The sequence below is a fragment of the Natronorubrum bangense genome (assembly GCF_004799645.1).
GTDB lineage: Archaea > Halobacteriota > Halobacteria > Halobacteriales > Natrialbaceae > Natronorubrum > Natronorubrum bangense.
Window position 1 is genome coordinate 1,000,101 of sequence record NZ_CP031305.1, and the last position, 13,231, is coordinate 1,013,331.

Consider the following 13,231-nt stretch of genomic DNA (forward strand, 5'->3'; position numbering starts at 1 on the left):
GCTGATGACCGCTGATCCCGAACTCGTCGTTCCGATCGCGATCCGTGACGCGATCCTCGAGCGCGCCCGCGACGGCCACCCCGAGGAGGTCTGTGGGGTCTTTGGTGGCGGATACGACCCCGACGGGCGAAGTCGCGTTCACTCGCAGTACCCCGCCGACAACGTCGCTGAGACGCCACGAACGCGCTATCGAATTGACCCGGAGGCCCAACTCGAGCTTTTCGATCGGCTCGAAGAGCGCGGGGAGGAAATCGTCGGCTTCTATCACACCCATCCCCGCGGCCCACCGCGACCGAGCGACACCGACGTCGCGCGGGCGACCTGGCCGGATCGCTCGTATCTGATCGTCTCACTCGAGCCACACGAGATTGGCTCATGGCGCTGGCGGGCCGACGACGAGCGGTTCGAACGCGAGGCCGTCGTGTTCGAGTGACGGATATCGTGTGGCTCAGTCCTCGTTTGCGGCTCGGAGCACGTCCGGCACCCACCCCTGATTCGGGTCGTCCGTTTTTTTCATCCACCCGATGAGTCGCTCTCGCAGTTCCCGTCGAACGTCCGTATAGCCCGGATGGTCGATCAGGTTCTGGAGTTCGGCAGGATCGGCCTCGAGATCGTACAGTTCGTCGATATCCGGCCCGTTGTAGACGTACTTGTATCGCGCCGTGCGGACCATTCGCTGGGTGTAGAGGCCAAACTCGTCGCCGTGATACTGAGCGAACACGGATCTGGGCCACGTCGCCGGCACTCCCTCGGGGTCGCCGCCGGACTCGATCAAGGGGACGATGCTCCGAGCGTCGAAGGCGTCCGGGACCGCGACGTCGCCGATTTCGAGGAACGTCGCCGCGAGGTCGTGGAGGTGAACGGGAGCGTCACAGACCGATCCCGGGTCGGTGACGCCGGGCCAGCGAACCTGCAGTGGGATTCGATAGGTATCGTCGTACATCACCGGCCCTTTGTTGAACTGGCGGTGACCGCCGGCGAAATCGCCGTGGTCCGAGGCGTGGACGACGACCGTCTCCTCGGCGAGCCCGTGGCGCTCGAGCGCCTCGAGCACGCGCTCGAGTTGGTCGTCGAGCATCGTCACGAAGCCCCAGTACTTCGCGATGGCTTCGGCCCAAATGTCCCAGTCGAACCCGGCGACACCACGATACGAGAGGTAGTTTTCTTGCGCCCGTGGTTTCCCGTCGTAGGTCTCGGCGTAGCTTTCGGGCCGCTCGATCTCGTCGGGATCGTACATCGAGGCGTACGGCTCGGGGACGACGTAGGGATGGTGCGGCCCATAGAAATCGGCTCGGTGGAAAAACGGCTCGTCTCGGTCGCGCTCGGCGTGGGCGTCGATCGCCTCGATCGTTTTCTCGGCGAGAAACCAGGCACGGGTCTCTTCGACGTCGATCGGTGTTTTCGCTGCGACGAACGTTCCCTCGGTACTGTCTCGAGGATTCGTCCCCGTGTAGATCTCGTCCTCGAGTTCGACCGCTTTGATGGGCTCACCGCGCTCGCGGCGATACTCGCGGAACGCGTCGTCGATGTCGTCGTGGTGGACGTCACTGCCGCCGAGATACGAGAAACCGAACTCCTCGGGCGTCTGGTCGCGGCCGACGTGCCATTTGCCGACGTAGCTCAGATCGTAGCCGTGTTCGGCCAACTGTTCAGAAAACGTGGGATGCTCAGAGGGCAGGTTCGGCTGAATCGAGTCGGCCTCGTGGCTGTTGTTCAACATTCCATGACTGTGCGGATACCGGCCGGTCAGCAACGATGCGCGAGCGCTCGTGCAGATACTGATCGGCGTGAACGCGTGTACAAAGCGCATTCCCTCACTCGAGAGCCGGTCCATCGTCGGCGTCTCGACGGGCGGCCCCTCGGGCGCGCTGCAGTCGTATCGCTCCTGATCGGTGAGGACAAAGAGGACGTTCGGGCGATCGGCGTCGACCATCGAGGGTCGTACACCGAGAGCGTAGTTAATGCTGGGGCCTGCTGTGGATTCGACGCGACCGGTCAGTCAGTTCCTGATGGCTGCGACTCGAGCGCCGTCTCGATTCCCTGGCCGTCCTCGACGAGTTCTTTCAGCCGCTGGACGAACCGCGCGGCCGGCGCACCGTCGACGACGTCGTGGTCGACCGTCACTGTGAGATTAAGGAACTCGCGGGGCTCGATGGTCCCGTCGACGATACCCGGTTTTCGTTCGATGCCACCGACTGTCAGCTGCAACGAGTAGTTCGTCGGACTGATCCCCCAGCCACCGCCCGTTCCGAACATCCCGACGGACGTTACGGCAACGGTCCCCGCAATCCGTTTCCAGCGTCGCGGAAAGAACTGTGGCAACCGCCAGAACAGCCGTCGAATGGGGGCTGGGAGTCGAAGGCCCAGAGATGCCAATTTGGGTTGCCGGCCCTCGTTGGGGTCGCGTTGGGCGGTGCGAATCTCATCGTGGATCGATCGCAACGATCGCCGATTTGCCGCCCTGATCACGTGTGGGACACCGGTTTGTGCGCCGTCGACCTGCGTTTCGACGATGACCATCGCGTCTACGTCGTCGAACCGAACGATTCGTCCTCGCCAGTTGCGGTACGACTGGAGCGTGGGGTGGTCCTCGAGGGCTTGCGCCAGACAGGACACGAGAAACGCCGTGAACGACAGCTGTGCTCCGCGCTCGGTTTCTCCGTTCCGGATGCGACGCCGCACGTCGGTGACGTCGAACTCGACGAGTCCGTGGACGACGCTCCGTCTGCCGGCCGCTCGCATGTAGTCGACGGTTCCGCGGCGCTGAATCGGGAACGACTCGACTGTCTCTCCTCGGTCGGCCATGGGCGCTGTAGTCTAACGAGGGGGGAAACGTCTTTGCCTGCAACGGATCGCTCGAGGCCGTCAAAACGAGACTCCCTACTCGAGGTCGTCGAACGTCGGTCGCTCGAGATCGCCTGGGAACGAGTCAACTGGAACCTGCGTCTGGTCGCCCGATTCCATGTCTTTGATCGTCACTTCGTCGTTCTCCAAATCCTGCTCGCCGACGATGACGACCGTCTCGGCGTTGATCGAGTCAGCGTAGTTCAGTTGCGCGCCAAAGGAACGGCCCGCGACGTCGGTTTCGACGACGTGACCGCGGTCGCGGAGGTCGCGGACGATCCGGGCCGCCTCGGATCGCGTGTCGCCGATCTGGAGGACGTAGTAGTCCGTCGTCACTTCCTCCTCGGGCCAGACGCCTGCGCGCTGCATCAGGAGGGGCAGCGTTGCGTGGCCCGGGGCGACGCCGACCGCGGGCGTGGGCTGGCCGCCGAACCCTTCGATGAGGTCGTCGTAGCGGCCGCCGCCGAAGATCGACCGCGAAACCTCGCCTGCGGAGTCGAAACACTCGAAGACGACGCCGGTGTAGTAATCGAGGCCGCGCGCGGTCTCGAGCGAGATCGTACAGTACTCGCGCGCGCCGAAGTCCTCGGCGGCCTCGAGGACGTTCTGGAGGTTCTCGACGGCTGCCGTGACGCGCTCGGTGTCGGCGAACGCCTTGACTGCCTCGAGGTTACCGCCGGCGATGAGGTCACCGAACTCGGCGGCCTGGTCTGCCGTTAGGCCGGCCCCGATCAGCAGGTCGTGGTACTCGACCTGTGAGATCTTATCGGACTTGTCGACGGCCCGAATCGCCGCGTCGGTGTCAACGTCGGCCTCGTAGCTCTCGAGGACACCCTCGAGAATGTCTCGGTGGGAGATTCGGAACTCGAAGTGCTCGCCGGTCAGTCCCAGCCCGGTCAGTGCGTCGGCGGCCCAGGCGAGGATTTCGGCATCAGCCTCGGGCTCGCTCGAGCCGAAGATGTCGACGTTGGTCTGGTAGAACTCGCGCTGGCGGCCCTGCTGGACCTGTTCGTAGCGCCAGAACGGCCGCGTCGAGAACCACTTGATCGGCTTCGAAAGTGCCTGTTGTTTGGCGACGACCATCCGTGCGACCGTCGGCGTCAGCTCCGGAGTGAGCGTGACGTGTCGTCCGCCCTGATCCTCGAAGGAATAGAGTTCGTCGACGATGTCGTCGCCGCTTTTGTCAGTCCACATCTCTGCGCGCTCGAGTGCGGGGGTGCCGATCTCGCGGAAGCCGTAGCTGCGGGCAGTGTCCTCTAAGGTGTCGATGGTCGCCCGTCTGGCGGCCATCTCGCCGGGATAGAAATCACGAAAACCCTTGATGCCGTCGTACATGCCCCGGTATTAGGGCACGGCGAACTTCTATCCTGTTATTTAGTGATTGCTCGTTTGCCGTCGGCACGCGGCGGTCGCTGCCAGCTCTTAGCCGCGGTGGACGCCGGTCACGTACGTCTGGTCGTGTTCCGGGAACAGCTCTCTGATCGCCGCGTGCCCGTCTTCGTCGGCGATGAGCGCTCGCAGTTCTGCCTCGTAGTCGGCCCGAGTAATCTCCTCGCTCGGTCCGGCGATCACCTCGAGTCGATCCTCGACTACCCGATCGACGGCGGTGCGGCCAAAGCCAGACAGCGGCGCAATGTAGTCGACGTCGTGACGATCCTCGAGGCTCTGGGCCTGCGCCCGAGAGACCGTCGGGACGCGGTCGTCACGCCGGGTGCCGTCGGCGATGGCGTCGAACTCCTGTCGGGCCAGCCGCTCGAGGGCGTGCTGATGGATTTGCTGGATGCCGTTTCGAGGGAAGCCGTCAGCCCGAATCTGGGCGACGGCGTCGTGGGCGACCGCGGGATCGAGTTCGAGCCGGTCGAACGCGAAGCCGATGGCGTCGGCAGTCTCGCGGGCGTGTTTCCAGTCGTCGCTGATGCCAAAGTGGGCCGTGACGAGCGTCACGTCGTAGAACTCTTCCAAGAGAAGGGCCGCGAGCGTCGAATCTTTGCCACCGCTGTAGAGGACGCCGAGCTCCATTAGCGGCGCTTGATGTCGAAGCTCTTCGAGTCGGGCTTGAGCTCTTGGAGGAGCTGTTTCATCTTGTCGTCGTCGATCTTCCCCTGAAGGCGACCGCTGCGGGCGAGCGTGACGACCTGTCGTTCGACCTGTTCGCCGAACTGCGGCTTGCTCATCTTGACGGTGTTGAGCCGCTTGCGAGCCTCGTCGGTCAGGTGCTGGCGCAGGACGGCTTTTTTCTGGGCTTCAGCCTGTTGCTGGGCCGCCTCCTGGGAGGCACCGCCTTGCTGACCCTCTGCCTGTTCTTGGAGCTGTTCCATCTTCTTCTGACGGAGTTCCTCGAGTTTCTCCTCGTCGGGTGAACCACTCATAGCTACACACATCTACCGTCGCACGGCGGAAAATGATTACGGACGACAGTGAGCTACTGACGGCTCTCTGCGGTTGTGTCGGCGAGAAAACTGGATTTGTCGTCTACGCGTAGCGCTCGAGTTCCGGACGGTCGAGCTCTTCGAGAACGGCGCCGGCGGTGTCGTCAAGCAGGCTGCGTCCCTCGGGCGTGATACGGCGACCCTGGCCCTCTGCGGTCTCGACGAGGTCTTCCTCTTCGAGCTGCTGGAGGATCGTTCGAATGAGGTTCTTCGAGCCGTCTGCGCGCTTGTCGGGAGCGACCTGATACCGGTTCGAGCCGTTCTTGCCGCCGCCGTACTCCGTCGAGAGTCGCTCGACGCCGATAGGGCCGCGGTCAGCGACCTTGCGCAGGAGACTTGCGGCACGCGTTGCCCAGAAGTCTTCCTGTTCCGGTGGGAGTTCGCGGTCGACACCAGTCTTTGCGAATTTGCCCCAATCGGGTTCGTCGAGTCGGTCCTCGAGGTCGTCGGCGAGCGCCTCGATGAGGTCGTCCGCCGGAACGTCGTACATCGTAGCCATTGGCGTGTGGTTCCCGTCCGCGGCATTTAAGAGCATCGTATCGCCGTCGGAATCGTGTCGCTCACACACATCCGCCGCCGGCCCGCATCGCTTTTCGCCCTCGAGTCGAAACGGAGTGCATGGACGAACGCGCCGCCCTGGCGCTCTTAGCGCGAGAACTCGAGTTTGCCGGCGACGACGCCGCCATCATCGACGGGCTCGTGATCACGACGGACATGCTCCACGACCGGACGGACTTTCCCGACGGCACGACCCGCTACACAGCAGGCTGGCGAGCCGTCGGCGCATCGCTGTCGGACGTAGCTGCAATGGGGGCGGAGGCGACCGCGGCCGTCGCCGCCTACGCTGCCCCCGAGTTCGATCCCGAGGAACTGCTCGGCTTCGTCCGTGGCGCACGCGATGTCTGTGAACGCGTCGACGCAAAATACGTCGGCGGCGATCTCGATGGTCACGACGAGTTTACCGTGACGACGACGGCCATCGGCCACACCGATGACCCCGTTCCGCGCAGCGGCGCTCGAGCCGGTGATCTCGTCTGTGTTACCGGGACGCTTGGCCGCAGCGCCGCTGCACTCGAGTTCTTCGAACGCGGCGACGACGCCGCACTCGACCGCGCAAACGAGCTGTTCCGCTTTGAGCCACGCGTCGCGGCCGGGCGGGCGCTTGCTCCCCACGCGACGGCGATGATGGACTCGAGTGATGGCCTCGCCCGGTCGTTGCACCAGCTCGCCGACGCCAGCGACTGCGGCTTTGCGATCGAGTCCGACCCGGTGCCGATCGCCGACGCCTTGCTGGAGGTGGCTGCCGACGATGACGTTCTCGAGCGTGCAACGACGTTCGGCGAGGACTTCGAACTCGTCGTTACGCTGCCCGAATCGGCACTCGAGGCCGTACAGGCAGCGATCGGTGTCGATCTCACAGTACTCGGGCACGCCACAGCCGCCGACCACGGAATTACACTCGACGGCGAGCCACTTGCGGACCAGGGCTTCACTCACGGTGGGTAGCTCCAGTGTGTTCGTTACTGGATGACCTCGAGTGGCACCGGCATGAAACAGAGCAGCCCGAGACCGAACGTTACGATGCCGACAACGACTCGCCACGTTCCCAGTCGCTCTTCGGCGACCGGGTGTGCTGCGCCTGCGGATGCGAGCACCATCGTCAACAGTCCCCAGAAGACCCAGATGAACACTGTTTGGAGGCCGTAGCCACCGATGTAGTAGAGGTAGGCTGCGAGACCGAACAGCACGGCCGGAACGAGTGCGCCGATCGTCTCGTGGAACTCACCCGCCATCGCTCGCAGGATGTGGCCGCCATCGAGCTGGCCAACAGGGATCAGATTGAGGAACGTGACGAACATCCCGACCCAGGCACCGATAACGACAGGATTGATGTTTCGCGTTGGGTCGTCACCGTACAGCGGCTGGTCGACCGCCGTCGCGAGTAACTCGAGCAACGGCGGGATCCCGAGTCGAACCCCGCCCGTGTTGGACTCCTGGACGAGTGACTCCGGAACGGTCACCGGCGGTAAGTGAAGCCCGATCACGGCGACGATGATCGTTGCGACCAGTCCGGCAAGCGGGCCGGCGACGCCGATATCGAACAGCGCCTTCCGGTTTGGCATCCGCCCGTTCAGTTTGATGACTGCACCCATCGTCCCGATGATCGTCGGGACGGGAAGGAAATACGGCAACGAGGCGTCGACCTCGTGATACCGGCTCATCACGTAGTGACCCAGTTCGTGGATCCCCAGTACCGAGAGGATTGCGACCGAAAACGGCCAGGCGTGAACGATCTCGAGTGGATTGGCGAACGGATCGATCGATGGATACCACCACAGCGCACCGACGAGCAGTGTCGAGAAGACTGTCGCCACAAACAGGATAATGTTCGTCCACGGAATCCCGTTGATGCCGAGACTGACCGGTTTGGCGACGATGACATACTCTCCGTACTTGGTCGTCAGCTGTGGCTCGTATCCCGCCTTCCGAAACGCGGGCCACAGCTCTTGCATCGCCTGCTCGGGATGGACCCGCGGATCGCCGTAGTACACCAGCTGCTCGTCCTCGATTCGGACCTCGTAGATCGAAAACACCGATTCGATCTGCTCGAGTGGTGGGCCGTCCGTGACTGACGGCCGCTCCGCCCGCGATGATCCGAACCCGGGCGATTCGACGTCATCCATTGCTCGCTACTCAGGGACCATGCCGTATAAATCGACTGCGTCCACAGGGCCGACCGACCGCTGCCGTCGGTGACCGCGCTTTCGTCTGGTCGTCAACAAACAGTAGAACATCGGTACGAACTGTGCCGGATGGCGGTTTCAAACGCGCCGGCACGACGGGGACCGATCACGCTGGTTCGACGCGCCACGTGGTTGCGCTCGTGTACGACCACTTCTCGATCTCGAGTTCGGTCGCCGACTCCGAGAGCTTGACCATCAACGCGCCGATCTCTTTCGGGGACATCCCGACTTCGTCTGCGATGAACTTGCCTTTGAAGTACAGTTCACCGTCCTCTGCGCGATTGCGCAGGTAGCGCTTCAGACGGTGTTCCTTGCTTTCCGTGGAGGGTTGGGCTGTGGTGCTCATCGACAGTTACCCGTTGTGGGGGAGATCTGTTATAAAGGATGGTTGGTTAGCGGCGTTTCGTTTGTGTTCAATTATCTGGGGAGTAATCATCGTTTTACCCGTGTTTACAGGACTCTTCAGTAAACGACGAGAAGCGTCTAGACGTTTTATAGCCTGCTCTAATCTATTATCGCTGCGCAAATATTCATGGCCGATAGACAGTCATTTCTCAAGACAATCGACCTATTTTGAACAGTATCCCGGTGAATATATCTCTTAGGATTGATCGTGAACCCAGAACTCGTCGTCGACTGTGACCTCCTTTTTGAACAGCGGAACTTCGTCTTTCAGACGATTGATTCCGTCTTCGACGGTTCGAAACGCCTCCTCGCGGTGGCCGGCGAGGATGACGACGAAGACGATATCTTCGCCGTCGGCGACGACGCCGGTCCGGTGGTAGAGTTCGACCTCGAACACGCCGTCACGTGCCTCGAGATCCGTCTCGAGAGCGGCCATCCGTTCGTCTGCGACGCCCTCGTACTTCTCGAACTCGAGATACTGGGTGCGCGCGTCGTCCGCGTCGTCTTTCGCGCGAACCCGGCCGGTGAAGGTCGCGATCGCCCCCGATCGATCCGCCTGCGGCGAGCGTTTGACCCGGTCGACCAGCGACTCGAGCGTCTCGTGGGGCTCTGTCGCCTCGAGGGCGGTGATGATGGCGTCGACGTCGAGTTCGTTGGGCGTGTCGACGGCAGCGATGACGCCATCGGCCTCGTCATCGCTCGAGCCAACGACGAGTTTCGGGTATCGAAGGTCGTCGACGCCGACGACGACCGCGTAGTCACAGGTTGGCGTCAGTTGATCGAGCGCGTCCGCGACGTCCATCCCCGTTCCAGTGGCAGTCCAGTCGCCGTCGGCCCCGAGATCGTAGATGACGTCGCCGCCGACGGCCGTGGGTTCGTGGGCGTGCATCCCGTCTGCGATCGTCGCATCGTATCTGATGACGCCGACGCGTCCCTCCTGTGTGAGTCGATCGACGGTTCGGTCAACGATTCGATCGAGTCTGTCGCCGCTCGCGCCGTGGTCGAGGATACCGAGTACGTGCATGACTGAGATATGGTGACGTTGGACTTTGTAGCTGTCGACGTCCAGAACCGTTCGCCGTGTCGCAATCGCTGGTGGGGGATTTTGCGCCTGGGTCGTGACGGTTCAGCCATGGCGTGGCACATCGGCTTTACCGGCGATGTCATGCTCGGTCGACTGGTAAACGAGCGACAGCGCCAGAAATCCGTCGACGCCGTCTGGGGGTCTGTCCTCGAGCGGCTCTGTGAACTCGATGGCCTCGTGATCAACCTCGAGTGTTGTCTCTCGACTCGCGGCCGACAGTGGCAACGGACCTATCGCCCGTTTCATTTCCGTGCCGATCCAGAGTGGGCGATTCCCGCGCTCGAGCGTGCTGGTGTCGACTGCTGTGCGCTCGCGAACAACCACGTTCTCGACTACGAGGAGGTCGCCTTGCGCGATACCCTCGAGCACCTCGATTCGGCCGGGATTGCCCACACCGGGGCCGGCGAAACGATCGACGAGGCACTCGAGCCGGCGGTCGTCTCGATCGACGGTCTTGAGGTCGCCATCGTCGCGTTTACCGACAACACGCCGGAGTACGCAGCCGACGAGGACTCACCGGGAACGGCCTGGATCGAGGTCGACGACTGGCAACGCGACTCGAGCACTCGGACTGCGTCCGGCGACGGTGTCGAACACGAAGCGACACGCCAGCGCGTCCGGGAGGCACTCGAGCGAGCACGCGCGCACAATCCCGACCTACTGGTTGCCTCGCTCCACTTGGGGCCGAACATGGTCACGGAGCCACCCGACGCCTTCCGGGCGTTTGCCCACTGGCTGGTCGAGGCAGGCGTCGATCTGATCCACGGCCATAGCGCCCACGTCTTTCAGGGAGTCGAGGTCTACGCGGGAGTGCCCATCATCTACGATGCGGGTGATTTCGTCGACGATTATTCGGTCGACGACGAGTTGCGCAACGACCGCGGATTTCTGTTCGAGCTGACGGTGACAGCCGACCGAACGCCGACAGAACTGCGACTGCATCCGACCGAAATCAGCGACTGTGCAGTCCACGAGGCAAGTCCGGGTGCAGCCGAGTGGTCCCGCGAGCGGATGCGAGAACTGTCCGAACCGTTCGGAACCGAGTTCGAACGTGACGGTGATGGGCTCGTTCTCTCGCTCGAGTCGTAGCCACGTCCAACACTCGAGCTGTCACGTCGCCTCTCTTGGATCGCGAGGGAACGCCGTCGCGACGGATCCCCGAGAACTGGTCCCATGGTGGTGTAAGACTCGCGTAGTGCCGGACAGTTGGCAACCCTTAAGATTGGCTCGCGGTTACACCGCTGTAGTATGAAAGTGGTCGTCTCTATCGGCGGAAGCGTACTCGTGCCTGAACCCGGGGCGGATCGGGTCGCCGAACACGCTGCCGTCGTCGAAGACCTCGTCGAGGACGGCTGTCGTGTCGGTGCTGTCGTCGGTGGCGGCGGCGTCGCGCGTGAGTATATCGGTGCCGCTCGCAATCTGGGAGCAAACGAGATCGAACTCGATCAGCTCGGGATCGATGTCACCCGGCTCAACGCACGCCTGTTGATCACCGCACTCAGCGAGGATTCGGTGACTGCACCGGCAAAAAACTACGACGAAGCCGGCGAGGCGCTTCGCAGAGGTGACATCTGTGTCATGGGCGGTGTTGCCCCAGCACAGACGACCGACGCCGTCGGTGCGGCCCTTGCAGAGTACGTCGACGCCGACTTGCTCGTCTATGCGACGAGCGTTCCCGGTGTCTACAGCGACGATCCGAACGAGAACGACGACGCGACGAAGTTCATGGAGCTTTCGGCCGCAGAGCTCGTCGACGTGATCGCCGACCTCGAGATGAACGCCGGTGCGTCCTCGCCTGTCGATTTGCTGGCGGCAAAGATCATTCAGCGCTCGGGAATGCGAACGATCGTTCTCGACGGCACCGATCCGGACCGGATCGCGCGTGCAGTTCGGTTTGGCGATCACGAAGGGACGGACATTCTTCCCGAAGGTGCCGGCGAAGAACCGACCTACTGGGCACAGAACGAACGATGAGCGGCGACGACGCTCCTGACTCCGCAGCCGAACGGGACGTCGAGAGTCCCTACACCCTTCAGCGCGAAGATGGCGATGACACACGCCATGCCTTCTGGGCGGATACCGTCGCGGATCGAGTAGCGAACCGAGAACCCGACGAGCCGATCGTCGTCAAAGGCGGCATCTCGCCGTCGGGCGTCCCGCACCTCGGCAACGTCAACGAGATTATGCGTGGCTACTACGTCGCCGAAGCCCTGCGCGAGCGCGGCCACGAGGTCCGACAGGTCTTCACCGCTGACGACCGCGACCCGCTGCGTGGGCTTCCGCGAACGCTCTGTGATCTCGAGGGGAACCTCGTCGATCTCGGCGAGGTCGATGCAGGTGCGCTCGGACGCAATCTCGGCGCGCCCTACACCGACATTCCGGATCCCTTCGGCTGCTGTGACTCGTATGGCGACCACTTCTCGACGATCATCCAGGACAGCGCCGACGCGCTCAACGTTCCGATCGAACTGATCTCGAACACGGAACTGTACGAGAACGGCGATCTCGAAGACGTCACCCGTTACGTGCTCGAGAATCAGGATCGCGCACGCGAGGTCCTGGCTGCCTACCAGGACAAAGTCGACGAAGACTACGTCCCGTTCAACCCGATCTGTGCGGAGTGTGGCAAGGTGACCGAGACCGTTACGAGCGTCGATCTCGAGGGCGAGACACCGACCGTCGACTACCGCTGTACCGACATGGATGCCGGCGATCAGACGATCGATGGCTGTGGCCATGAGGGGACGGCGACCCTGCGCGAAGGGAAGATGCCCTGGCGCTTCGAGTGGCCCGCCCAGTGGCAGGTCCTCGGTGTCGACTTCGAGCCCTTCGGCAAGGACCACGCCGAAGGCTCCTGGCCAAGCGGCCAGGACGTCGCGCGCAACGTCCTCGAGATCGAGCCGCCCGTCCCGATGGTCTACGAGTGGTTCACCCTCGACGGTGAGCCCTTCTCGTCGTCGGCTGGCAACGTCATCCTCGTCTCGGACGTGCTCGAGTTGTTAGAGCCCGAGGTGCTGCGCTATTTCTTCGCGAAAGACCCCTCGAAGGCGCGAGACTTCAGCATCGAGCGCCTCGATCAGCTGGTCGACGAGTTCGACCGCCTCGAGGCGATCTACTTCGATGAGATCGATGCGAGCGAGGACGAACAAGCGTTCGCCGATCGCGTCTACCCGCTCGTGGTCGAAGAGCCGCGAGAAGATCGCATTCGACTGCCGTACACCTTCGCGGCGGTGCTTGGAATGACCGACGATCCCGACCTGCGCGAGGAGATCGCTCGGCGAGAGGGGCACATCCCTGACGACGCTCCCGAGTGGGCGATCGACGGGGCACTCAAGCGCGTCGAACAGGCCCGCAACTGGGCCCGACGAACTGAAAACGAGTTCGACTACGAACTCAAGCGCTCGGCCATTCCGGACCACGAGTTCGACGACGCGACCGAAGACGCACTCGCAGACCTCGCAGAGTTCATCGAGGAGGGCCACGAACCAGACGAGATTCAGGGCGAAATCTACGAGACGGCGCGACGTCACGACGTCGACGTCGGTGAGTTCTTCAGTGCCGGCTATCGGCTCTTCTTCGACGAGTCTCAGGGGCCAAAGCTCGGCTCGTTCCTTGCGAAAGTCGACCGTGAATTCGTCGTCGCCCGACTCCGCCGAGAACGGTAACACAGACGACTGGTCGGTCATCTGACCGACTTGATAGACAAAAGCCCTTTGAGAACGCCG

14 protein-coding genes are annotated in these 13,231 nt (G+C 62.9%); 5 read left to right on the top strand and 9 right to left on the bottom strand.

Features of this window, described 5'->3' with window-relative positions:
- The first annotated feature begins 4 nt into the window (after nucleotides 1–4).
- Nucleotides 5–433, top strand: coding sequence for a desampylase (locus tag DV706_RS04970; RefSeq protein ID WP_006066227.1), 429 nt, complete (start codon nucleotides 5–7; stop codon nucleotides 431–433).
- A gap of 15 nt (nucleotides 434–448) precedes the next feature.
- Here the strand turns inward: DV706_RS04970 and DV706_RS04975 are convergent, their stop codons facing one another.
- The 6 genes from DV706_RS04975 to DV706_RS05000 all read right to left on the bottom strand — a co-directional run bounded on the left by DV706_RS04975 (nucleotide 449) and on the right by DV706_RS05000 (nucleotide 5,772).
- Nucleotides 449–1,933: a sulfatase-like hydrolase/transferase gene (locus DV706_RS04975; protein WP_006066226.1), complete on the bottom strand. Its 1,485-nt coding sequence runs from the start codon at nucleotides 1,931–1,933 to the stop codon at nucleotides 449–451.
- Between the two features lie 62 nt (nucleotides 1,934–1,995).
- Nucleotides 1,996–2,805, bottom strand: coding sequence for a 2-oxo acid dehydrogenase subunit E2 (locus DV706_RS04980; RefSeq protein ID WP_006066225.1), 810 nt, complete (start codon nucleotides 2,803–2,805; stop codon nucleotides 1,996–1,998).
- A gap of 75 nt (nucleotides 2,806–2,880) precedes the next feature.
- Complete coding sequence (gene hisS / locus DV706_RS04985) at nucleotides 2,881–4,179, bottom strand: histidine--tRNA ligase (RefSeq protein WP_006066224.1); 1,299 nt, start codon at nucleotides 4,177–4,179, stop codon at nucleotides 2,881–2,883.
- An 87-nt stretch (nucleotides 4,180–4,266) separates the two neighbouring features.
- Complete coding sequence (locus DV706_RS04990; RefSeq protein WP_006066223.1) at nucleotides 4,267–4,863, bottom strand: DUF7411 family protein; 597 nt, start codon at nucleotides 4,861–4,863, stop codon at nucleotides 4,267–4,269.
- Complete coding sequence (locus tag DV706_RS04995; protein ID WP_006066222.1) at nucleotides 4,863–5,213, bottom strand: DNA-binding protein; 351 nt, start codon at nucleotides 5,211–5,213, stop codon at nucleotides 4,863–4,865. The genes DV706_RS04990 and DV706_RS04995 overlap by 1 nt, the downstream gene beginning before the upstream one ends.
- A gap of 103 nt (nucleotides 5,214–5,316) precedes the next feature.
- Nucleotides 5,317–5,772 (bottom strand): 30S ribosomal protein S19e, encoded by a 456-nt coding sequence (locus DV706_RS05000; RefSeq protein WP_006066221.1) that lies wholly within the window; start codon nucleotides 5,770–5,772, stop codon nucleotides 5,317–5,319.
- A 119-nt stretch (nucleotides 5,773–5,891) separates the two neighbouring features.
- Here DV706_RS05000 and thiL point away from each other — a divergent pair, with 119 nt between their 5' ends.
- On the top strand, nucleotides 5,892–6,779 hold the full coding sequence (thiL, locus tag DV706_RS05005; protein ID WP_006066220.1) for a thiamine-phosphate kinase: 888 nt from the start codon (nucleotides 5,892–5,894) through the stop codon (nucleotides 6,777–6,779).
- Between the two features lie 14 nt (nucleotides 6,780–6,793).
- Here thiL and DV706_RS05010 read toward each other — a convergent pair whose 3' ends face one another.
- The 3 genes from DV706_RS05010 to DV706_RS05020 all read right to left on the bottom strand — a co-directional run bounded on the left by DV706_RS05010 (nucleotide 6,794) and on the right by DV706_RS05020 (nucleotide 9,446).
- Nucleotides 6,794–7,957, bottom strand: coding sequence for a site-2 protease family protein (locus DV706_RS05010; protein ID WP_006066219.1), 1,164 nt, complete (start codon nucleotides 7,955–7,957; stop codon nucleotides 6,794–6,796).
- A 166-nt stretch (nucleotides 7,958–8,123) separates the two neighbouring features.
- A complete protein-coding gene (locus tag DV706_RS05015) occupies nucleotides 8,124–8,363 on the bottom strand; it encodes a DUF7123 family protein (protein WP_006066218.1) in 240 nt (79 codons plus the stop codon).
- A 255-nt stretch (nucleotides 8,364–8,618) separates the two neighbouring features.
- A complete protein-coding gene (locus tag DV706_RS05020) occupies nucleotides 8,619–9,446 on the bottom strand; it encodes a molybdopterin synthase (protein WP_006066217.1) in 828 nt (275 codons plus the stop codon).
- 108 nt (nucleotides 9,447–9,554) lie between these two features.
- Here DV706_RS05020 and DV706_RS05025 point away from each other — a divergent pair, with 108 nt between their 5' ends.
- The 3 genes from DV706_RS05025 to lysS all read left to right on the top strand — a co-directional run bounded on the left by DV706_RS05025 (nucleotide 9,555) and on the right by lysS (nucleotide 13,171).
- Nucleotides 9,555–10,595 (top strand): CapA family protein, encoded by a 1,041-nt coding sequence (locus DV706_RS05025; RefSeq protein WP_006066216.1) that lies wholly within the window; start codon nucleotides 9,555–9,557, stop codon nucleotides 10,593–10,595.
- A 159-nt stretch (nucleotides 10,596–10,754) separates the two neighbouring features.
- Entirely contained in the window at nucleotides 10,755–11,480 is a 726-nt protein-coding gene (gene pyrH, locus DV706_RS05030) for a UMP kinase (protein WP_006066215.1), read from the top strand.
- Nucleotides 11,477–13,171, top strand: coding sequence for a lysine--tRNA ligase (gene lysS / locus DV706_RS05035; RefSeq protein ID WP_006066214.1), 1,695 nt, complete (start codon nucleotides 11,477–11,479; stop codon nucleotides 13,169–13,171). The genes pyrH and lysS overlap by 4 nt, the downstream gene beginning before the upstream one ends.
- Nucleotides 13,172–13,231: the final 60 nt, after the last annotated feature.